The organism is Mesorhizobium sp. B2-8-5 (genome assembly GCF_006440675.2).
Lineage (GTDB): Bacteria > Pseudomonadota > Alphaproteobacteria > Rhizobiales > Rhizobiaceae > Mesorhizobium.
Genome location: NZ_CP083951.1, coordinates 787,507 through 809,041 on the forward strand (window position 1 = coordinate 787,507; position 21,535 = coordinate 809,041).

Annotated in this window: 19 protein-coding genes and 3 pseudogenes; 7 read left to right on the forward strand and 15 right to left on the reverse strand. The window is 63.7% G+C overall.

The annotated features are described in order from the left end of the window. Positions 1-77: 77 nt before the first annotated feature. On the reverse strand, positions 78-1,073 hold the full coding sequence (locus FJ430_RS03705; protein ID WP_181175535.1) for a LacI family DNA-binding transcriptional regulator: 996 nt from the start codon (positions 1,071-1,073) through the stop codon (positions 78-80). A gap of 231 nt (positions 1,074-1,304) precedes the next feature. On the opposite strand from FJ430_RS03705, the gene FJ430_RS03710 reads away from it, so the two are divergent. From FJ430_RS03710 to FJ430_RS03720, 3 genes and pseudogenes are all read left to right on the forward strand, one after another. Continuing rightward, positions 1,305-2,237, forward strand: coding sequence for a nucleoside hydrolase (locus tag FJ430_RS03710; protein WP_226892215.1), 933 nt, complete (start codon positions 1,305-1,307; stop codon positions 2,235-2,237). Beyond that, entirely contained in the window at positions 2,238-3,893 is a 1,656-nt protein-coding gene (locus tag FJ430_RS03715) for an ABC transporter substrate-binding protein (RefSeq protein ID WP_140709259.1), read from the forward strand. It begins immediately after the preceding gene. 167 nt (positions 3,894-4,060) lie between these two features. Next, positions 4,061-4,702, forward strand: a pseudogene (locus FJ430_RS03720) (magnesium chelatase domain-containing protein); the annotation flags it as partial. A 201-nt stretch (positions 4,703-4,903) separates the two neighbouring features. Here FJ430_RS03720 and FJ430_RS03725 read toward each other — a convergent pair. Further along, the gene (locus tag FJ430_RS03725) at positions 4,904-5,116 is read right to left on the reverse strand and encodes a hypothetical protein (protein WP_181175537.1); all 213 of its coding nucleotides are present in this window, start codon (positions 5,114-5,116) and stop codon (positions 4,904-4,906) included. A 241-nt stretch (positions 5,117-5,357) separates the two neighbouring features. Here FJ430_RS03725 and FJ430_RS03730 point away from each other — a divergent pair, with 241 nt between their 5' ends. Further along, a complete protein-coding gene (locus tag FJ430_RS03730; RefSeq protein WP_140709261.1) occupies positions 5,358-5,579 on the forward strand; it encodes a hypothetical protein in 222 nt (73 codons plus the stop codon). 169 nt (positions 5,580-5,748) lie between these two features. On the opposite strand, the gene FJ430_RS03735 is transcribed toward FJ430_RS03730, so the two are convergent. The 5 genes from FJ430_RS03735 to FJ430_RS03755 form a co-directional block, all read right to left on the reverse strand. After that, on the reverse strand, positions 5,749-6,300 hold the full coding sequence (locus tag FJ430_RS03735; RefSeq protein WP_140709263.1) for a hypothetical protein: 552 nt from the start codon (positions 6,298-6,300) through the stop codon (positions 5,749-5,751). 107 nt (positions 6,301-6,407) lie between these two features. Further along, positions 6,408-7,145 carry a hypothetical protein gene (locus FJ430_RS03740; protein ID WP_140709265.1) on the reverse strand — a complete coding sequence of 246 codons (738 nt, stop codon included), beginning with the start codon at positions 7,143-7,145 and terminating at the stop codon, positions 6,408-6,410. Positions 7,146-7,166: 21 nt separating this feature from the next. Then, positions 7,167-7,619, reverse strand: a complete 453-nt coding sequence (locus FJ430_RS03745) for a hypothetical protein (protein WP_140709267.1) — start codon at positions 7,617-7,619, stop codon at positions 7,167-7,169. 339 nt (positions 7,620-7,958) lie between these two features. Further along, a complete protein-coding gene (locus FJ430_RS03750; RefSeq protein WP_140709269.1) occupies positions 7,959-8,420 on the reverse strand; it encodes a hypothetical protein in 462 nt (153 codons plus the stop codon). Between the two features lie 116 nt (positions 8,421-8,536). Then, positions 8,537-9,268, reverse strand: coding sequence for a ParB/RepB/Spo0J family partition protein (locus FJ430_RS03755; RefSeq protein ID WP_181175539.1), 732 nt, complete (start codon positions 9,266-9,268; stop codon positions 8,537-8,539). Between the two features lie 239 nt (positions 9,269-9,507). On the opposite strand from FJ430_RS03755, the gene FJ430_RS03760 reads away from it, so the two are divergent. Beyond that, positions 9,508-9,795, forward strand: a complete 288-nt coding sequence (locus FJ430_RS03760; RefSeq protein ID WP_140709273.1) for a hypothetical protein — start codon at positions 9,508-9,510, stop codon at positions 9,793-9,795. A gap of 338 nt (positions 9,796-10,133) precedes the next feature. Here the strand turns inward: FJ430_RS03760 and FJ430_RS03765 are convergent, their stop codons facing one another. Beyond that, positions 10,134-11,699, reverse strand: a complete 1,566-nt coding sequence (locus FJ430_RS03765; protein ID WP_140709275.1) for a recombinase family protein — start codon at positions 11,697-11,699, stop codon at positions 10,134-10,136. A 43-nt stretch (positions 11,700-11,742) separates the two neighbouring features. Between FJ430_RS03765 and FJ430_RS03770 the strand changes: the two are divergent. After that, positions 11,743-12,636, forward strand: a pseudogene (locus tag FJ430_RS03770) (YifB family Mg chelatase-like AAA ATPase); the annotation flags it as partial. A gap of 129 nt (positions 12,637-12,765) precedes the next feature. Here FJ430_RS03770 and FJ430_RS03775 read toward each other — a convergent pair. The 3 genes from FJ430_RS03775 to FJ430_RS03785 all read right to left on the reverse strand — a co-directional run bounded on the left by FJ430_RS03775 (position 12,766) and on the right by FJ430_RS03785 (position 14,884). Further along, positions 12,766-13,422: an outer membrane protein gene (locus FJ430_RS03775; protein WP_140642032.1), complete on the reverse strand. Its 657-nt coding sequence runs from the start codon at positions 13,420-13,422 to the stop codon at positions 12,766-12,768. Between the two features lie 253 nt (positions 13,423-13,675). After that, a complete protein-coding gene (locus FJ430_RS03780; protein ID WP_140709432.1) occupies positions 13,676-14,263 on the reverse strand; it encodes a TetR/AcrR family transcriptional regulator in 588 nt (195 codons plus the stop codon). Between the two features lie 30 nt (positions 14,264-14,293). Continuing rightward, positions 14,294-14,884: a DUF308 domain-containing protein gene (locus tag FJ430_RS03785; protein ID WP_140709279.1), complete on the reverse strand. Its 591-nt coding sequence runs from the start codon at positions 14,882-14,884 to the stop codon at positions 14,294-14,296. 161 nt (positions 14,885-15,045) lie between these two features. Between FJ430_RS03785 and FJ430_RS03790 the strand changes: the two genes are divergently transcribed. Next, complete coding sequence (locus FJ430_RS03790) at positions 15,046-15,561, forward strand: GNAT family N-acetyltransferase (protein ID WP_226892071.1); 516 nt, start codon at positions 15,046-15,048, stop codon at positions 15,559-15,561. A 40-nt stretch (positions 15,562-15,601) separates the two neighbouring features. On the opposite strand, the gene FJ430_RS03795 is transcribed toward FJ430_RS03790, so the two are convergent. From FJ430_RS03795 to FJ430_RS03810, 4 genes and pseudogenes are all read right to left on the reverse strand, one after another. Then, complete coding sequence (locus FJ430_RS03795) at positions 15,602-17,782, reverse strand: malate synthase G (protein WP_140709281.1); 2,181 nt, start codon at positions 17,780-17,782, stop codon at positions 15,602-15,604. A 325-nt stretch (positions 17,783-18,107) separates the two neighbouring features. Then, on the reverse strand, positions 18,108-20,129 hold the full coding sequence (locus FJ430_RS03800) for a hydantoinase/oxoprolinase family protein (protein WP_140709284.1): 2,022 nt from the start codon (positions 20,127-20,129) through the stop codon (positions 18,108-18,110). Between the two features lie 169 nt (positions 20,130-20,298). Then, positions 20,299-20,774, reverse strand: a pseudogene (locus FJ430_RS31730) (endonuclease domain-containing protein). Between the two features lie 100 nt (positions 20,775-20,874). Then, positions 20,875-21,501, reverse strand: a complete 627-nt coding sequence (locus FJ430_RS03810; protein ID WP_140709290.1) for a CDGSH iron-sulfur domain-containing protein — start codon at positions 21,499-21,501, stop codon at positions 20,875-20,877. Positions 21,502-21,535: the final 34 nt, after the last annotated feature.

Genomic DNA, 21,535 nt, shown 5'->3' on the forward strand with positions numbered 1-21,535 from the left:
GGTGGCGACCCATTGCGATGCGAAGCGAGGGGGGCGGCCGGCCAGGTAGCTGTCCGGGCGTCGTCCCACTGCGCCAATTACGCCGTCTTGCGCACGACCACGCTCGGCTCCATCACGATCGCCGCGCGGCGGCGGTCGGGGCCATCGAGGAAGTCGACCAGCGCGTCGATGGCGATGGTGCCTGCTTCGAAGATGCGGCGGTCGATCGTCGACAGCGGGCGTTCCAGCAGCGGCGCCAGATAGATGTTGTCGAAGCCCATGACGGCGCAGTCGTCGGGGACAACAAGCCCCTTTTCGCGGAGCGCAACCGTGGCGCCGATGGCCAGCATGTCGCTCATGCAGCAGATGGCCGAAAACCGCGTGCTTTCAAGCAGCTCCCGCGTCGCCTGGCGCCCGAAACTGTGCTGGAACTCGCCGCAGCGGACGAGGTTTCGATCGACGGCGATGCCAGCCTGGCGGTGCGCTTCCTCGAAGCCGGCGAGCCTGATCCTGGTGTTCGAGCTTTCCGCCGAACCGCTCAGGAAGGCGATGCGGGTGTGGCCCTTGGCGATCAGGTAGCCGGCCGACTGGAAGGCGCCGTTGCGATAGTCGGTATCGACGGTCGCCGCCAGGCAATCGAGCTCCGGGACCTCGCGGTCCATCGACACGAACGGGATGTTCAGGCCCCGCAGCAGGCCGGCATTCGGGATCACGCCGCTCGCCGCCAGCACGATGCCGTCCACGCCATGGCCGGCGAGGAAGGCGAGATGCGCCTCCTCCTTATCCGGAATGCCATCCGAGTTGCACAGGATCGTTGTATAGCCGCGCTGCCGGGCAGCGTCGTCGCAGGCGCGAACCAGCTCGGTGAAATAGGGGTTGAGAATATCCGGAACGATGATGCCGAGGACCTGCGAGCGACGGGTGACCAGCGAGCGGGCGATGGAGTTGGGCGTGTAGTTGAGCTCCCGCGCCAGCGACCAGATGCGGCTGCGCGTTTCCTCGCTGATGAAGGCGTCCTTGCGGTTGAGGACCTTGGAGACGGTGGCGATGGATACGCCGGCACCTCTCGCAATATCCTTGATGGTCGCCGCCACATGTCCTCGCATTGCTTGCCAAGCACCGTCGTCCTGATCCCGTAGCCTCTTACGTCGGCAAAGTCGACCGGCACAGGTGGCGAGCAGGGGCTCCGGCCGGTCGATCGTGTTGACAGCTGGCTGGCATTGCCGTAGGTAAACGTTTAACTCCCTCGATATATGAGACTTTCCAATGCCCGTTCCGCTGTCCCACAGTGCAAGCCCGGCAACGCAAGAGACCGCGACGTGACCATGCCTTCCAGAATCCCGCTGGTGATGGATGTCGACACCGGCACCGACGATGCCGTCTGCATCGCGGCGGCGACGCTCTGCGCGGACAGGATCGAGCTGGTCGGGATCGGCGCCGTCTGCGGCAATGTCGAGATCGAGAAGACGGCCAGGAACACGCTGGATCTGATCGATTTTCTCGGCTGCGACGCGCCCGTGCATGTCGGCGCTTCTCGCCCGCTCGCCAGGCCATTGTGCACCGCCGTCAGCCACGGCACGACCGGACTGGGCGACGTGGTGCTGCCCGCCGCGCGGCGCGGCTTTGCCGAGGGCGGCGTAACGGAATTGATCCACGAGGCGGCGAAGCAGCACCCGGGCAGGCTCGAGATCCTCGCCGTCGGGCCGCTGACCAACATCGCCACCGCGCTGATCGAACACCCTGAGCTGCCGTCGCTGATCAAACGCATCACCATCATGGGCGGCGCCATCCGCGGCGGCAACATGACCCTGGCCTCGGAGTTCAATCTCTATTGCGATCCCGAAGCCGCACGCATCGTCTTCGAATCCGGCTGCGCGCTGACGATGGTCGGCCTCGACGTCACGCTGAAGCCGGAGCTGCCGCGCCATGTGTTCGACCGGATAAGGGCTGCATCAGGTCCGCAAGCGGATGTGGTGGCGCGCGTGCTGGACTTCATGATGCGGCGCAAGGACGAATTCGGCGCCGACGACCCGAACCTGCATGACGTGATTGCGCTCGCCGCGATCGTAAAACCGTCGCTGTTCAGGTTCGAAAGCTATTACGTGCATCTGGAAACCGGCGGCGAGGTCACCCGCGGCATGACCATCGCCGATTTCAACAATGTATCAAAGAGGCCGCCAAACGCGCGGGTGGCCGTCGATATCGACGTCGACGGCTTCTGGGACTGGTTCGTCGATCTTTTCGGAGCTGGGAGATAAATGGGGCAGGATAGCGAGCATTGCGAATTCGACCGCCATCATGCGCTGGTCGAGGGCCTGGCGGCGGAGGTCCGGGGCGGATGCCTTCACCGGCGCGAGTTCCTGGCGATGGCAAGCATTTTTGGCGCATCGGCGGTGGCCGCCTATGGCCTGATCGGGCTCGCCGCGCCGACGCCGGCGCGAGCCGCCGAGCCGAAGAAGGGCGGCGTGCTGCGCGTTTCCACCTTCGTCAAGGAGCAGAAGGACCCGCGCGCCTATGACTGGCCGGAAATGGCCAATATCGCGCGCCAGTTCCTCGACACGCTGGTGCGCTACGACACCGATTACACGTTCAAGCCTTCGCTGGTGGAAAGCTGGAAGGTCAATGACGACGCCACCGAATACACGCTCAATCTGCGGCGCGGCGTGACCTGGAACAATGGCGACGACTTCACCGCCGAGGACGTGGTCTTCAACCTCGAACGCTGGTGCGACAAGGCGGCCGAAGGCAATTCCATGGCCGGCCGCATGACCGCGCTGATCGACGCCAAGACCGGCAAGGCGCGCGACGGCGCCATCATCAGGACCGACGACCACACGGTGGTGCTGAAACTGTCCTCATCCGACATCTCGATCATACCGTCGATGACGGAATATTCGGCGCTGATCGTGCATCGCGGCTACGAGAAGGCCGGCGCCAATCTCATCGCGCATCCGGTCGGCACCGGCGCTTTCGAACTGGTCTCCTACGACGTCGGCACCAAGGCTGTCGTCAAGCGGCGCCAGAACGGCAAGTGGTGGGGTGGCGAGGCCTATCTCGACGGCATCGAGTTCATCGACTACGGCACCGATCCGGCCGCCTGGGTAAGCGCCTTCGAAGCCGGCGAGATCGACACCAATTTCGAGACCACCGCCGACTATGTCGCGATCATGGACGGCCTGGGGCTGGTGAAGTCGGAAGTGGTGACGGCGGCGACGATCCTTGCCCGCACCAATGTGACCAACAAGCCCTATGACGACATACGCGTGCGCCGCGCCCTGCAAATGGCGACCGACAATCAAGCCGTGCTGACGCTCGGCTATGGCGGCAAGGGCACGGTCGCCGAGGACCACCATGTCAGCCCGCTGCATCCGGAATATTACGCGCTGCCGAAGAAGACGCGCGACCTTGAAGGCGCCAAAAAGCTGATGGCGGAGGCCGGGCAGCTCGATTTCGAGCACGAGCTGATCACCGGCGACGAGGACTGGCACCGCAGCACAGGCGACGCCATCGCCGCGCAGCTGCGCGAGGCCGGCTTCAAGGTGAAGCGCACCGTGCTGCCGGGCTCGACCTTCTGGAACAACTGGACCAAATATCCCTTCTCGATGACGTCGTGGGGCATGCGGCCGCTGGGCGTCCAGAACCTCGCGCTCGCCTATCGCAGCGGCGAGGCGTGGAACGAATCCGGCTACGCCAATCCCGCCTTCGACAAGAAGCTCGACGAGGCGCTTGCCGTGCCGGATGCCGAAAAGCGCAAGGGGATCATGAAGGATGTCGAGCAGATCCTCCAGGATTCCGGCATCCTCATCCAGCCTTACTGGCGCTCGCTGTTCACCCATTCGGTGGCGGCGGTGAAGGACAATCCGGCGCATCCCAATCTCGAGCAGCATTTCGAGAAGGTGTGGCTGGACCGGTAGGCTGGGGAGGCGACAATATACCGGTTCGGCCACGCACCGTTGCCGCGGCCGAATCGATGTTCTTGTAATGTTCTTGCCTCAGCGACAAATCTGTGGTTGTCTGGCGTGAGGTCTTGGGCGGGCTGATCGCAGCGCCGTGCAGGAGCCTGAATCCGGGGGCGGGAAACATGGTGGCGCGGGTTCGCACGGTGGCTTTCCAGGGCATCGAGGCCGTGCCGGTCGATGTCCAGGTGATGGTCGGGCCGGGCAAGGTCGGCATGCAGATCGTCGGCCTGCCGGACAAGGCGGTGGCCGAAAGCCGCGAGCGCGTACAAGCGGCGCTGCACGCATCGGGCCTGTCGATGCCCTCGAAGAAGGTGACGGTGAACCTCGCGCCGGCCGATCTTCCCAAGGAAGGCAGCCATTACGACCTGCCGATCGCGCTCGGCCTGATGGCGGCGCTCGGCGCCATACCGGGCGACATGCTTGCCGGCTATGTGGTGCTTGGCGAATTGTCGCTCGACGGCACCATCGCCGGCGTGGCGGGCGCGCTGCCGGCGGCGATCGGCGCCAATGCCGAAGGCAAGGGCCTGATCTGCCCCTTCGCCTGCGGGCCGGAGGCGGCCTGGGCCGGCAAGGATTTCGACATTCTCGCGCCACGCAGCCTGATCGCGGTCGCCAACCATTTTCGCGGCACGCAGGTGCTGTCGCGGCCCGAGGCCGGCATAAAGCTTGCGGCGCGCGACCTGCCGGACCTCACCGACATCAAGGGCCAGGAGAGTGCCAAGCGGGCGCTGGAAGTGGCTGCCGCCGGCGGACACAACCTCCTCAAGTCAAGCACAAAGGACCTAACATCTAAGGTGCTTCGTGCTTACTGGGGGCCGCTTCTCAGACGCGCGGTATAGGACGAAAACGAGGTTGTCCCTGAGGGGCCACGGGGGAAACAGGCCTCGTCGCTATACGTAAATGCCGAAACAGACTTTTCGCAAAAAGGCGCAAGGTTCTCTGGGTGACGCTGTGGACGGCAGGGTTTAGGCCTTCCGTCGCTTGGAGAGAGCATGCCATAGCTGCGTTTCGTCCGTGATGCCGAAGGCGAACACGCCGATGAGTTCCGCAGCCAAGGCCTCCCGCTGCTCCTTATCTTTGACAGCAAGACGACGCTCGGCACACAGCCGATTGAATACCCGCTGGAGCAACGCCAGATCATCAGGATCATACGATTCAGAGTAGCGCGACAACGGCATTTTTTATTCCGCCTCGGAGTGCCTCGACGGTATCTCAGATAGCAGCCAGTGGGTGATCAAGACAAGCGGTTCCCCTGCCGGGAGCAGCCACCGTGTTTTCGGTCTGAACATTCGTGTTGTCCACAGAAACCATCGTTAGCGGAATCTCTCTGGTATCGGATTTGTTTTGCTCGCGGAGGTGTGATTCATAGCGTGTCGGCAACAACGCCGTGCTTCAAAGGAAAGAAGGCCGACACACATCATGATCAACTACAAAGTCATGTACTTTGGGAAACAGGGGCGCCTCCTCAGTCAGCGACAAGTACCCTGCGATGGGCACTGGGAGGCCTGCGAATGGGCGTGGAAACATAAACCTTCTCGGGCGGATGATTTCCACATCGAAGAAGCGGACCTCGACCATGATCCAGAAGCGCAGCTTCGGAAGGAGGATGAGGCGATCAGTGCGGCGTTCCACATTCTGTAGGGATGATTAAACTACCGTAGGGCACCGACAACGTGGGGCACCTCGCGCGACCGTAACGAAACGCAAGGTGCCCCCGAGGTCGCTCTACCCCTCCACCCACACGCCACCTGAACATAGGTGAGAGACAACGAACGGGGGAGCAGCGGGGGTGGAAGGGCAGAGTGTTAGTTTATGCGCCTGAGGCAATCACCAAGGCGTCCTGAGCCGCTAATGCGGCGTTGGCTTCGGCCAACTCAGCGTCCAGCATGGCCTCCGCGTTGTCGGTGTCGTCCACCTCGGGGCCGCTTAGGGCCGGGAAGAAGGACGTGAGTTCCTTCTGGGTCACCCTGGGTGCCCCTGCCGCCAAGTCGCGCTGAGGCTTGGTCTCGGTTGTGTAGGGAAGGCCCGTAGCTGGGTCATGGGTGCCGCGCTTGATACCCAGACGGACCTCTGCGAGGGCCATTCGGTCGGAACGGTCAGCGGCATCAGCAACGCCAGCCAGCCTGTCCGCCCCGTGTGAGCGCGTCCGAACGTCCACCTTGCGGATGGCCTCGCGGACCAACTGCATGGCGTCACGCTCCAGCTTAAGCTGGCGGTCAAGTTCCCGGCGCTGCACGGTCAGCGAAGTGTTCTCCTCGGTGAGCCGGGAGACTTCGGCGTTGAGCCTGCCGATCTCGGTTGAGTTGTCGAGGGCGTCGAGTTGGGCGAGGAGTTCCTCGCGGGTCATAGGCTTCTTGGCCATGTTTCTTCCTTCCTGGAGATTTAGTGCGGCAGCAGGGCCGCGATGGTGGATGCGGTCGCGAGGACCAAGTAGAGGGAGGTGAGGTGTTTCATGAGAACAGGCACGGATCAGAACTCGTCCGCGTCGGGCAGAGACTGCCACCACCAGTCATAGGCTTGGGGTAGACGGAAAGGGTCCAAGCGTCCTGTGACTACGTCGGAAACGATGCGACGGGCGAATGTGTCATCCGTGCTGGAAGCCGCATAGACCAGAGAGGCCCAACGTTCGTCCCCGATATGCTCGGATGCCACCGGCGAGGCCTCCATCACAGCAGTCTCGACAAGGGTTGATGCAGTCGCCGTGTCCACCCCAGTAGCCTCGGAGAGGCGGGTGAGCGTGTCGTTGAAGTCGCCTGTTTCGACCATGGTCTCCACGCCGTCCACGAAGGCCTCGGGGGTGAAGCATTCGGCAACGGCGTCAAGGGTCTCTGAGAGTGACGGCGCTGCGTCCTCGTCCTTGATCTCAAGTTGCTCTTGAAGGGCCTCAAGTTCCGCGTCGGTCATCTCGTCGACGTCGATATGTTCGAGAGGATCGTGACCGGCAGGGATGGCCTCGGGGTTGAGGGCAGCAGGGAAGGCAACGGGAGTGGCCTCGGGGTACGCTTGAGCAGCCACAGGGGCACCTCCAGAGAGCCCAAGCTCAGCCGCGATGTCGGCATCCACGTAGGTGTTGAGACCGGCCACGAAGACCTTACCCTCGGGGGCAGGTCCAGCGGCAGAGCCTGAGGCATAGTTTGGGTTGCTTGGGGTCCAGCCCGAGCGGGAATTGTCGGGGCTTGGCATGCGCATCATTCCGTCATCGGACATGCAGTTGTTTCCTTGGGGTTTTTAGAGGAGACCAGCGGCCTTGAGGGCCATGCGGGTGTAATCACGGAGGGTCAGGGATTGACCGTCATTGGTGGAGACGGGCGAGGACCAGAAATCCTGGCCGTAGATCGTGTTGGCGTGGTGGACGAAGTCCCGGCCAAGGAGCCTATGGGTTGCCCCTGAGGTCTCCTTGCGCAGCGTCGTTCGACCAATGGTCTTGCGGAAGTCGCCCAGAAGGGCACCGGATCGAGTTGTCAGGAACGCCTTGCGGTTCTCCCAAAGGCCCCCGGCGTGGCCTGTGTCGTAGTAGACCGACATCCACCCGGTCAGTGCCAGCGCGTTGGTCACGGCCTCGGTATAGGTCCGCTTGTCCTTGTGCTGCCAGTTCGCGAGGAGACCCTTGGCCTTGGCTATCTGGGGCAATCCTTTGTGGATGTCGGAAGGGCTGAGGCAGAAGGCAGGAGGCTGTGTCATGCGCCGCTCAAGGCCCCTGAGGTCCCCTGCGATACGCGCCGCCAGCTTGGCGTCCGTCTGAAGGTAGACGGCAATGGCGTGGCGGAAGATGGCCAGTTCATTGCGGGACGGAAGGCGGGCCAGAGGGTCCCCTCGGGAACTGGCGGCGTCCCTATGGTGGCCACAGTAGCGGGAGACGCCTGAGCGCCTCCGGTCGCAGCCTGGGCAGGAGCAAGGTTGGCGTTCGTTGATGATCTGTCGGCGGCGCAACTGGACGCCGTTGTCGGGAGCTTGGACACCCACACGCCATTCGCGCGGGTGGCCCCGGGTGACGGGAGATGCCATGAGGTTTCCTTGGGTTTACTGGAATGCGCCGTAGTTCTTGAGACCAGACGAAGCGATGTCCATGAACGTGGACATGGGGTTCATGCGTTGCTTGTTGAGCGCGTCCTGGGCCTCAAGCTGGTTGGCCTTGCCCTGCATGATGTAGGTGGCGGTGGCCCCCTCGCGTTGGTCCTTGACGTTGGCGATGGACAACGCGGTCTGGCGGCTCTGCTCGGCCAGCCTGAGGCCAGCCGTGTTGCCGTTCATGCCAGCGCCTGAGGCGACGGCGGTTGACTTCGCACGGTCCCCTTCGAGGGTAGCCTGATAGCCTTCCTTATTGGCGGCGTTGGCCTTGGCGACGAAGTCGTGTTCATTGCTCGCTTGGTTGAAATTATAGCGAGCTTTCATGCTCGCAGAGTTGGCGGCGGCGGCAGAAGCCTGACCGGCAGCATTAGCGATCCCGGCAGCAATACCGAGAGTAAGACCAAGATCACACATGGTGACCTCCTATGTTGGGTGTGGGAGTCTCCATGTTAGGATGGAGATGTAGGGAGCGTTTGCCGCCAGCGGCTTGCCCAACTGGGCAACGCTACATGGGCAAATTGCCCAGTCGCTCAGTAGTCGGGATTGTCCCGTTCCGCGATCATGCGATCGAGGTTGGCCATGACATGCTCACTGAAGGCGGGGGCCTCAAGGAGCCACTCGGGGAAACGCTTGTCGAGAACCACCAGCGCCTCAGCGAGGATGTCAGCGTTCTTGAACAACTGGGAACCGAACGTCTTGCGGAGGCGGCGCTCATAATCTGAGACCAGCTTGGAACGCCAGTCGGGCACAGGTTCCTTCGGCGCGAGCCCCTGCAATTCGTCACGGGCATCCTGCCACGTGAGCGACATGAGATGCTCCTGGGTTGCTCCGGTCAACGCCAGACCATCGCGAACCTTGCGCATGTTCTTTACGGTACCATCCGCTACGGAACAGCTGCGACGGATGCGGTCGCGGGATAGGTCTGTGGTGACCGTCAGGAACCATGCGCGGTCCAACTTCTCGATAAGGGTCATGGGCAGACGGTCCTTTGAATTGGCCTCGACCGCAAACGCCAGGGCCTCCTCAAGGGTCCCCTCAAAGACCTTGACAGGCACGGCTGTGTGAACACCAGAGCGGAGGTAGGCATGTCGACGGTGGTGACCATCGATCACATACCAACGGTCTCCGCCCCACCAGACAACCAGAGGGTCAAGGTAGGTGGGATTGGACGGGGAGCCGATAGCGGCCATAAGGGTTTCAATGTGGCGCTCGCCCTCCAGCTTGCGGCCTTCAAGTTCACGGGGCTGGAAGACACCCGTCATTGACGTGACGCGGGTGGGACCGATGGGTCCTTTGAGGTGGAGGTGGGTTGGCAGGGGAGCGGGTGGCGTAGAGCCGTACGTTTCGAGGGCCTGCCGGATAACCCGGAGGGCCTCAGGGGTAGAGATTTGTTCCGTCATTTGGAACCTTTCGCTGGTGCTGAGTGGGCAACGCTACATGGGCAATATGCCCAGTCCTAAGCAGCTTTCCCGTCTCGGAAGGCCTGGAGTTCATCGACCGAATGACGGTGGGTGAACCAGTCGGGCATGAGGTCTTGAGTGTCCGCTGGGCGTTGGGTGCCAGCGGCTACAATCTCGGCTATCTGGTCATGTTCCAGGTAGACGGTGTCGGATGGGGACCACCCGAGAAGCCGGAAGGACCAGAGCGTCCCAAGGATTCCCTTGATGACATCCACGTGGATGCGGTGGTTACAGCGAACCCTTTCCATGTCCTTCAAGCTGCACCCTTCCGGCACCATTCCGCCAACGTGGGCGAGGCGGCGGGTGGCGCGGGTGATGCGGACTGGTAGGGGAAACTCACGGCCCCAAGGGCGTTTCCTGGGGGACGGGAAGGTCCTGGCGAGGCTTGGAGTGGTCGTCGGGATGCGCAAGGCTTCACGGAGGGCGAGCAACTCGGCATCGCCAGCCGCATCCGCCGGAGCGGTATAGGTCATAGTGGTCCTACATGTTGTTGTGAGCGGTGGTGCAAGCGCCAAATGTAGCGGCGATGGCTGGGTGACCAGAGGAGGCCACCAAGAATTTTCTCAAGAAAAGAGGGGAGGAAACGTGAGCAAGACGTTCCCTGTCTCCATATGACGATATTAGTGGAGGCTAATATTTACCCCGGTGCTTATCGATGGGCTTACGTTCACTCATCGGCAATCGCGTATGGCACGGCGGTAGGGACACCGCCATGTTTCCAGAAGAAAAGCATGGTTCCCTCGCGATACTCCACGACACAGCGGACGAACGCATCACGCAATGCGGTGTTGATCTCCGTCACGGTTGACGCTGGGTTGGTGAGGACACGCTCTATGGAGGCCACGAGCTTCCCAATGGCCCGACCGCTGGCGCGCTTGGTGCGCTCATGAACTTCCTCAAGGCGCTGGGTTACGGTTGCAAGGTCGGCCTCATGACCAGACAGCCGCCGACGAAGCGCGGGGGACGCATTGCCCCCTTCTATCTCCGTCAAGATGTTGTCGACGGATTGGGACAGTCCGTCCAACGCCGCCTGCAACGAAGCGCGTTCGTCGTCCAATCCTTCGTCACCCGATGGAACCTCGAAGACCAACTGTCTGCCCCCGGCGTGTCTGATAGCAGCGGTGACAGCCTCAAGGTTCACTTGGCGATACTGGCACCCGGCCCCGGCCTTGGCTTTGGTGCAAACCAGATAGGGGGTTCCGCCTTTGCGGCCTTTGTTGACCCGCGTCATGGTCGCGCTGCATGCCGGGCAAGCCGCCAGCCCCGCCAGCACGTTGGACACCTCCCCCGCCGATGCCCGCATACGTGGCGTGTTGTTCCCCGCCTTGCGGGAGTTGACGCGGTCGAATTGAGCAACCGGGACGATTGCCGGGTAGTAGTTCGGTATAGGAGCAAGGGCGTCTCTCTTCTTCTTGCCGCCAACCTCGCGGGTCTCGTGGGGCACCATGGTCCCGATGACGGCTGAGTTTCCCAGTATCTTGGCGATGTAGGAGCGGTGCCAGAAGGCGGCCTTGCGGCTACCATCACCGAATGTCTCCACGCCGTCCTTGTTCAAGCCATTGGCGATTGTGTGTTGGCCAATCCCTTTGTCGGCCTCGCGGAACACCCGACGCACCACGGAGGCTCTATCCTCCAAGACATCGAACCCCGAGCGATCGGCCTTGAGAGCCAGCCACGCGGGAACCCGCATGGTCATGGGTTTACCCTCGGAGGCGGCATTCGCCTTCTTCCTACCCCAAGCCTCGCGGACACGCTTGGCCTTGGTCTCGCTTTCCTCGTTGGCGCGCATGGCAACCATGAAGGCCCACATGAAGGCCATGGGGTCCGCGTCGAGGATGCCGGTGGTGTAGACCTTGCCGTCGCCAAGGGTCACAAGGACAATCCCGCGTTCGCAGATGTCTTCAAGCAACCTCACGGCCTTGCGGGGCCTCTCGCGGGAAATGCGGTCCATGCTCTCCACCAACAGGTAAGAGCCTTTCTCCACTACCCCGTCCTCGACGGCTTGCAGGAAGTCGGCTAAAGCCCCTGCGTCTTTGTTCCGGCCACGATAGGCTGACACGCCAAGGTCCATGTAACTGTCGTCGACAAGGTCAAGGTCGTGGTCCAGCGCGTAGCGTACAGCCTTCTCCGTCTGGCGACGCTTACTGTCCCCTCGGGATTGCTCGGGAGTGGAGAAGCGGACGTATGAATAGGCCTTAGGGCGCGGCTGCGTGGGAGATTTCATGGTTTCCATCCTTAGGTCAAAGCGTCTTTAGGATGGGTCATACGCTAATGCAATGCTGATGGTCGGACCGCCTGGCTCGGGCAAGTCGATGCTGGCGCAGCGCCTGCCCTCGATCCTGCCGCCGCTGGCGCCCAAGGAACTGCTCGAAGTGTCGATGATCGCGTCCGTTGCCGGCGAGCTCGGCGAAGGCAAGCTGACGGACCGGCGGCCGTTCCGCGCCCCGCATCACTCCGCCTCGATGGCGGCGATGGTGGGCGGCGGGCTGCGCGCGCGGCCGGGCGAGGTCTCGCTCGCCCATCACGGCGTTCTGTTCCTCGACGAGTTGCCGGAATTCACGCCGCAAACGCTCGATGCGCTGCGGCAGCCGCTGGAAACGGGCGACTGCATGATCGCGCGGGCCAACCACCGCGTCACCTATCCGGCCCGCATCCAGCTGGTGGCGGCGATGAATCCGTGCCGCTGCGGCATGTCGGGCGAGCCCGGCTATCGCTGCTTGCGCGGCGACCGCTGCCGCACCGAATACCAGGCGCGCATTTCCGGCCCGCTGCTCGACCGCATCGACCTTCGGATCGAGGTGCCGGCGGTCTCGGCGAGCGACCTGATCCGACCGGACAAGGCTGAGACAAGTGCCGCGGTGGCGCAGCGCGTGGCCCGTGCGCGCGCCATGCAGCGCGAACGGCTGCAAAGACTGGGAGCGGGCGCCACCACCAACGCGCATTGCCCGCCTTCGATCATCGAGGAGATCGCCAAGCCCGATACCGCCGGCCTGACGCTGCTCAAGGACGCCAGCGAAAAGCTCGGCTTTTCGGCGCGCGCCTATCATCGCGTGCTGAAGGTCGCCCGCACGCTGGCCGATCTCGACGCCAGCGAAACCGTCGGCCGCATCCATCTGGCCGAGGCGATTTCCTACCGGATGAGCGCGGAGCGGATGGCGCAGGCGGCTTGATGAAGCGACCTGATGCCGCCGGAACGGGGAAGAGCTCTGTCATTTTTTGTTCAAGGCAATTCCTGACGGCGGCGCGATTTGGCGTGCAGCCGCGCCGGCATCATCATGAGCAAATTGCGATGCCCGGAATCAGAATTTGTAGGCTAAGGCAGCGCGAACGACACTGAAGTTCGTCTTCACGTTATACGGATCGATCGGGTCAAACCCGAAGTCTTTCTTGCCGAGGTCGACATAGAGATATTCCGCACGGGCGGTCCAATTGTTGCTGAAAGCGTATTCAACACCGCCGCCGACTGCATATCCTGTCTGGAATTTGGTCCTGGCTACACCGAAGACGTGCTCATCGATCTTCACATCACCCATCGCAACGCCGGCCGTGACATAAGGAAGCCAGCGATCAAAGGCGTAGCCGACGCGGCCCCGGATCGTTCCGAAGGCATCGACGCTCGCTTCTGCGCCAAGGCCGCCGCCGCCAACCCCCGGCGAGAATTCTTTCTTGAAACCCAGGTAGTTGATATCGCCTTCGATACCGAGAACCCACTGACCGTACTGATAATTGGCGCCAACCAAAGCGCCGCCGGTGAAATTGCCGATGTCTGCCGACCCAGGAATGCCGATGAAATCGCCATCGACCTTTCCGAAGGCCCCACCCGCATTCGCACCAACATAAAGGCCGGTCCAGGAATAGGGAACTTCCATGGAGGCCACGGGTTGGACGATGTCAGCGGCATTGGCCCCAGTCATGGCCACGCCCAGAACCAGGAAAGTCCCAAGGATAGAACGCATCGATTGTCTCCCAAGCGTCGCTCGTTATCGCCGCCACTGCAAAGAGCTTAATCTTAATTGTCTAATAAACCTGTAGCAAAACAGTCACTCAATGCGGGAAATGGGGATTGCCGAACGTCCAAGGCGGAACACTTTCTGATCGGCGGACAAAGTGCTGAAGCGGCAATTGATGCCGGTAAGGACGCCAACGGGACGCTCGGCTTCATGCGTGAACTTATCGCCGGAAAGGGGCGGATGCCGGCCGATCTCCTCCTCAATCTTGCGCGGGGATCAGCTTCTGCAGCGTCGGTGCCAGGATCATGCCGAAGGTCAGGACATCGCCGTAGGCCCGCGCGGAAATCATCGCCCCGTGCACGGTCGCCATGAATGCCTCCGCTTCCGCGCGCGGGGCGGCGGAGATCGTCAATGCGCCCTGCGCGGCACCGCGCTCGATGACGCCGGTCAGCCACCCCGAGAGAAACTGAAAATACGCCCGGACCTCCACGGCAACCTCCGGCGGAAGGGCGGGAAGCTCGCTGGCAAGCAGCGCGCAGACGCAGATCGGCCTGCTCGCGTCCTCGATGCACTGCGCCCAGAAGCCGGCATAGGTTCGCAGCAATTCCGGCGGCGCAGGCACATTGCGCTCAAGCTCGGTCATGCCCTTGACGGCATCCTCGAGGTAGCGCCTGACCAGGGTTTGCACGAGGTCGACCTTGCTGGGGAAATGATGATGGATGCTGGCTTTGCGGATACCGACGACCTCGGCGATATCGGCGTAGCTGAACCCGTTATAGCCGCCGGCGACGATGAAGCTTCGCGCGGCGGCCAGGATGTCATCGGCGGTGTTCGAGGGCTTATCCATAGACATGCCTAACGTCCGACGGAAGAAAGCTCAACTCGCCACCTGCCGCGACTTGCGAAGCATATCGCTGACGGAAAGCCACACGGCGGACACCAGGAAGTAGAAGGCGCCGAAGGCGGCGTAGGGCGCGACATTGGCGATGCCGATGGCCTCCGCGCCGCCCGCCATCTTGACGAAGAAGAGGCCGGCCAGCGCCGACTGGGCGCCGCTCAGGATCATCGCCCATTGGGCGCCGTTGGTCTTCCAGCGGCGTAGCGCGGTGAGGAGCTGAAATGCGCCGGAGATCGCGGCCCAGACACCATAGACCGCGAGCACCGCGTTCATGCCGCGGCCAAGCACGATAGCAACCGCGATCGCGGTGAGGATGCTGACGGCGAAATTGAGCAGTTGCGACTTGTTGCGGCCCAAGCCGCCGCTGCGCTGCGCGTCAACATAGTTCGCCAGCGCGTCCCAGGCGGGGTAGGCCACCAGCATGACGGCGGCGAGCGGCGGAACCGACTTCGCGACGGTGAAGGCTACCGCGACCCAGGCCGCCGATACGGCAAACCGTAGATAGTAGTAGCTTTTGAGCCAGCCGTTTGAGGACCGGGCGCGGTTCTGGCCGCTCATTTGTGAAGACATGACGGATACCTTTCCTGGAGAGTCGGTATCTACCTACTAGTAGGTAGCTTAACATTCGTCAAGCGATTTGCGAGGTTCGCCGCCTCGTTGAGCGCTCGACGATGCGTTCGCATCCCGGTAACTGCGTGGTATGGTGGAACGGATCCGCGCGGGGGCGAAGGATGATTTCAGTTCTGCCGGCGCGCAGCGCCGAAGACTTCGAGACCATGGCCATGCTCTGCGGCAGGCTAGCGCAGTGGGATGTCGACGCGTCCGCGCCCCATGGTGTCTCGGAGGAGGATATAAGGACGCTCTTCCAGCCCGGCACCAGCGGCCATAAACTGGCAATGCAATTCGGTGTGCCGGGTGCCATGGCCTTCATTGCGCGATCGGGCAACGTGCCGGCGGGCTGCCTCGCTTTCGGTCCGTTCGGCGATGGCACGGCGGAACTTCACAAGTTCTTCGTCGATGCATCCTTCCGGGGACAAGGCATAGGTCGCGCGCTGATGGGCGCGGTCCTGGCGGAGATCGACAAGAGCCCGGCCCGCATGGTGCTGATCCACACCACTTTCTATATGGAAAGCGCGATTGCCGTGTACGAGGCGTTCGGCTTCAGGCCCTGCGCGCCGTTTCGCGACACGCCCGCGCATGTCAGGCACACGGACGTCTTCCTGTCGCGCACGATCAAAGGCGGGTGAGGGCCGTAACCGCCGACCAGCCGGCGGCAAGCCAGCAGACTCAAGCAGAGTCCTGCCTGTCGCGCGCCTTCAACTCCAGCCGCCGCGCGTGCAGCACCGGCTCCGTATAGCCGTTGGGCTGAACCGTTCCCTTGAACACCAGGTCGCAGGCGGCCTGGAAGGCGATGGAATTGTCGAAATCCGGCGCCATCGGCCGGTAGAGCGGGTCGCCGACATTCTGGCGGTCGACGATCGCCGCCATGCGCTGCAGCGAATCGCGGACCTGGATTTCCGAGCAGACCTTGTGGCGCAGCCAGTTGGCGATGTGCTGCGAGGAGATGCGCAGCGTGGCGCGGTCCTCCATCAGGCCGACATCGTTGATGTCCGGCACTTTCGAGCAGCCGACGCCCTGGTCGATCCAGCGCACGACATAGCCCAGAATGCCTTGCGCATTGTTGTCGAGCTCGCGCTGGATCTCGTCCGGCGTCCAGTTCGGCCGCACCGCGACCGGCACCGACAGGATGTCGTCGAGCTTGGCCTTCGGCCGGCTCTTCAGCGCCGCCTGCACGGCGTGCACATCGACCTTGTGATAGTGCGTGGCATGCAGGGTCGCGGCCGTCGGCGACGGCACCCAGGCGGTGTTGGCGCCGGCCTTGGGATGCGCGATCTTCTCGACCAGCATCGCCGCCATCAGGTCCGGCATCGCCCACATGCCCTTGCCGATCTGGGCGTGGCCGGCGAGCCCGCATTCCAGGCCCGTGTCGACGTTCCACGCTTCATAGGCGGAGATCCAGGCGGCCTGCTTCATGTCGCCCTTGCGGATCATCGGGCCGGCTTCCATCGAGGTGTGGATCTCGTCGCCGGTGCGGTCGAGGAAGCCGGTGTTGATGAACACGACGCGCTCTCTTGCGGCGCGGATCGCTTCCTTGAGGTTGATCGTGGTGCGCCGCTCCTCGTCCATGATGCCCATCTTGATGGTGTTCCTGGCCATGCCGAGCAGCGCCTCGACCCGGTCGAAGACCTCGACGGCGAAAGCGACCTCTTCGGGCCCATGCATCTTGGGCTTCACCACATACATCGAGCCGGCGCGGGAATTGGCGCGGCGGCCGTCGTCGCCGACATCGTGCAGCGCGATCAACGCGGTGATGGCGGCGTCCATTATGCCTTCCGGCACCTCGTGGCCCTCGTGGTCCAGGATCGCCGGATTGGTCATCAGGTGGCCGACATTGCGCACCAGCATCAGCGAGCGCCCCGGCAGCAAGAGCTGGCCGCCATTCGGCGCCGTGTAGCGGCGGTCGGGGTTGAGCTTGCGGGTGAACGTCTTGCCGCCCTTGGTGATCTCTTCGGCAAGGTCGCCCTTCATCAGGCCGAGCCAGTTGCGGTAGACGACGACCTTGTCCTGCGCATCCACGGCCGCGACCGAATCCTCGCAGTCCTGGATGGTGGTCAAGGCCGATTCCAGGATGACGTCGGCGATGCCCGCAGGATCGGTCTTGCCGATCTGGTTGGCGCGGTCGATCACGATCTCGATATGCAGGCCGTTCTTCACCAGAAGCACGGCTTCGGGATTGGCGGCATCGCCGCGATAGCCGGCGAACTGTTTTGGGTCGGCGAGCGTCGTGGCGCCGGCGCCCTCGCCGAGCCTCAGCGCGCCATTGGCGACCGAGAGCCCGTTGACGCCCGCCCATTTGCCCGTGGTCAGCGGCACCGACTGGTCGAGGAAATCCCTGGCCCAGGCAATCACCTTGGCGCCGCGCGCCGGGTTGAAACCCTTGCCCTTCTCGGCGCCGCCGGTCTCGGGAATGGCGTCGGTGCCGTAGAGCGCGTCATAGAGCGAGCCCCAGCGGGCATTGGCGGCGTTGAGCGCATAGCGCGCGTTCATCACCGGCACCACCAGCTGCGGTCCGGCGACGACGGCGATCTCGGGATCGACGTTAACGGTCGAGACGCTGAAGGCCGGGCCTTCCGGCACCAGGTAGCCGATCTCCTTCAGGAAATTCTTGTAGCCTTCCATGTCGACCGGCGCGCCATTGGCGCGATACCAGCCGTCGAGCTTTTCCTGCATGGCGTCGCGTTTTGCCAGCAGCGCCCGGTTCTTCGGCGCGAGGTCGTGGACGATCTCTGAAAAGCCGGTCCAGAATTTCTCCGGGTCGATGCCGATGCCGACTGCCGCCTCCTCGGCCACGAAGTCATGGAGCTCCCGGGCAATCCGCAACCCGGCGATCTCGATGCGGTCGGTCATCTGCACGTCTCCAGATAGTAGGCTTTGGCCTTGTTAGCGGGGGCCTTTGGCATGTTTGGGGTTGCGGGGTCAATTCGGCTTAGGATGTAGGGGGGGTTGGCGGGGCGGCGAAGCTGCTGATCTCCCCCCTCGTGGGTCCTCGTGGGGGAGATGCCCGGCAGGGCAGAGGGGGGCGCGAAGGAACGCCAACCTTGTCACTTCTATCCCGTGCAAATGTCACCCAGACTGGCTGTCGGAGAGGCGGAAGAACGGAGACGCTGGCGGGACAGCGCCCGCCTCTGGCCTGCCGACCATCTCCCCCACAAGGGGGAGATTACGCTCTCCCTCACACCGCAATCCGCGGCCGTCCCGACGCCACGGCCACCACATGTGCCTCGATGAACATGCGCTGGCCTTCGATGGTCGAGACCTTGAACTCGGTGGCGATTTCGATCTCGGCGCTGTCGGTACCGGCGTCCTTCGCGCGCTCGGCGGCCAATGCCCGCACATCGGCCTCAGCCGCCGCGATCGCCTTCTCCTCCTCGGTGAAGTCGCGCACCGTCTGGCCCGAGGCGAGGCGGAACAGGCCTTCCTTGGGCTGGCTGACGCGGGCTTCGGCCGAGACGCGCACCTGGCCGACCACGGCGCCGAGCGCGTTGGCGACGTCGGTGTCTTCCGGCACGATGCAGCCATTGCCGACCAGCATGGCCAGGCCGGCATAATGCAGCGGCGCCGACGCGCCGAGGCCGATGACCGGGCGGTCGAGCGCGACGGTGAAGCGGGCGATGCCGGGATGGGCATCGACCGCGCGCTGCACCAGCGCGTGCGCGACGGTGGCGGCGCCGTCCAGCCCGTCCTCGGCGAAGGCGGTTTCAAGGATGTATTCGGCCGACCAGCGGGTCAGCGTCACCAGCACACGTTCGGCGATGGCTTCCGGCGTCGCGGCGATGGTCTGGCCACGGCCGTCGCGGCGGCGGGCGAAGAGCTCGGCGCCGAGGCGGGCGGCGGCGGCGTCCCAATTGGCCTGTTTTCCCACGACATGGGCGGCGTCGGACGGCGTGAAGCCAGAGATATGCACGAGCCCCCGCGCGACCAACCGGTTCAGCGTGGCGTTCTGGGCGTTGGAAGCGAGCAGCCTGTCGAGCGCGAGCGGCACGGAACCGATCGTCTCGTACAGCTTCGCTTCCGGCGCGGTCAGCCCGGCGGCGAGCCGGTCCGGCACGCCGGTGCGCATGGCGAAGCGCCCGTCCATGCGGCCAGGGTTCGGCGCGCGCAGCTGCCGCTCCAGCTCCGACGTCACCGCCTCGCCATGCACCATGCCCGACAGCGCCAGCGGCACCAGGCGGCGCGGCCCGAGCAGGATTCTCGGGTCGAGCGCGCCGTCTTCCAGCGTGACTTCGGAATCACCGCCGAGGCCGAAGGTGCGCATCGCGACCGCCTCGACCATGGTGCGGAAACCGCCGACGGTGGCGCCTTCCGGATCGAGGCGCGGGCGGCCGCCATCGAGCACGGCGACGTCTGTCGTGGTGCCGCCGATATCCGAGACCATGGCGTCGTCCAGCCCGGTCATGTGGCGGGCGCCGACAAGGCTGGCGGCCGGGCCGGACAGGATCGTCTCGATCGGCCGCTGGCGGGCGAAGGCCGCCGAGACCAGCGCGCCGTCGCCGCGCACCACCATCAGGGGTGCTGCGATGCCGCGATGGCCAAGAAAACCTTCGGTCGCCGCGACCAGCCGGTCGATCATCGAGATCAGGCGGGCGTTGAGCAAGGTGGTGAGCGCCCGGCGCGGGCCGCCGAGCTTGGCCGACAACTCGTGGCTGGCGGTGACCGGCAGGCCGGTCTTGTCGCGGATCAGGTCGCGGGCCGCAAGCTCATGCGCCGGGTTGCGGGTGGCGAAATAGGCGCAGACGGCGAAGCCCGACACCGAGCCGCCAAGCTCGGGGAGCGCCGCCTCGAGGCCGGACAGGTCGAGTTTCGCCGCATTGCCATGCACGTCATGGCCGCCGGGGCAGAACACCACCGGGTCGGTGCCTAAAGCCGTCTTCAACCCGTCGCGCGCAAGATCGGCCTCGGAAAAGCCGATCATGACCAGCGCCACGCGCCCGCCCTGCCCCTCGACCAGCGCGTTGGTGGCCAGAGTGGTGGACATCGAGACCAGCTTGATGGCGACCGGATCGGTGGCGGATTCCTGAAGCACCGCATCCACCGCGCCGGAAATCCCGACGGCGAGGTCGTGCCGCGTGGTCAACGATTTGGCCTTGGCCAGGACTTTTCCCTTGGGTCCGCCTCCCTCCGACCACAGCACGGCGTCGGTGTAGGTGCCGCCGGTGTCGATGCCGAGGAAGAGGGGATGAGGCTTAGCGGTCATTTTTGGCGGGCGGTCCGGGCAAGAGGGCTTTGTTTCGAAGCCCTTAGCCGATACGGGCTGGCCGATAAAGGCAGGAGAGGTGGGCCAGGGGGGAAGAGCTAATCTCCCCCCTTGTGGGGGAGATGGCCGGCAGGCCAGAGGGGGGCGCTGTCCCGCTGACCTGACCGCGCTATTCGGATGGACTTCCAAGCCCGGTCACGATCACGGTATGCTGGCAAACATTATCGATGTCGCGAATGACATCTTCGTTCCAGAACCGCAGAACGGTCCAGCCATCTTTCTCCAGCCTCGCAGTCCGTGCCTCATCGCCTGCGACTGCATCGGCTTCTCCGTGCTGAGACCCGTCGACCTCGACGACGAGCTTCTTCTGCGGGCAAGCGAAGTCTACGATATATCCGGCGATCGGGAACTGGCGCCGGAAGCCTAGAGCGCTTCGCCGTTTCACGGAAACGGCAAATCGCTCTAACTCTCTGATTTTACGCAATTCCGGACGGAAAACCGCTCACACTTTTCCTGGAATTGCTCTAGGCCCATCAACCGATGGGCGCGAAGCTCGTTCCAAAGCTTCAATTCGGCTCCTGTCATCACCTTGCGCATTGATCTGGCGTTGGCACGGTGTTTTGGCGGCAGCGGCGTATGCGGCATTTGTATCGCTCGGTGATTGTTGAGGTTCGCATTCTACGGCGCCCCCCTCTGTCCTGCCGGACATCTCCCCCACGAGGGGGGAGATTGGCAGCTTCGACGCCTACCCCTCAAACCCCACCCGCTTATGTGACCCATCACAAAACGGCTTGTTCGCCGAGTGCCCGCAGCGGCAGAGAAACACCTTGGTCGTGCGGGCGATCGTATGTCCTGTCCCGGTGACGATCTCGGCATTCCCCTCGACCTTCAGCGGTCCGTTGATAGTGGGCGTCACCGTCAGCGGGCCATCCCGCACCTCCAGCACCTGCGCTTCCTTCAGCGGCGGCTCGCCGGTGGCGGTGAAGCCGGCCTTGATGTGGCTGTTGTCGCAGAACGGCTTGTTCTGCGACAGGCCGCAGCGGCAGAGCGTGGCGCGAAAGACGGTTTCCTCGCCCAGCACGATCTCGGCATGCACCGCCAGCGGGCCGTTTTCCCTCAACCGCACGGTGTTGACCACCGGCGGCTTCTCCTGCGGTCCGCCATCCTTTCTGGTGTAGGTGATGGCGCCCGACGGACAGTTCTGCGCCAGCGCCACGACCTGCTCGACGCTGGCCGCTTCCGGATGGATCCATTCGCCCGGCGCGTTGGGCACGAAGACATGCGGGTTGCCGAGCACGCAATTGCGCGAATGGATGCAGCGCTTGCCGCCGAAAGAAACGTCGATCTTCTCGCCTTCGACCGTGCCTGCCATTTGGGTGGGGCCTCCTGTTGGTGGTTGGAGACGA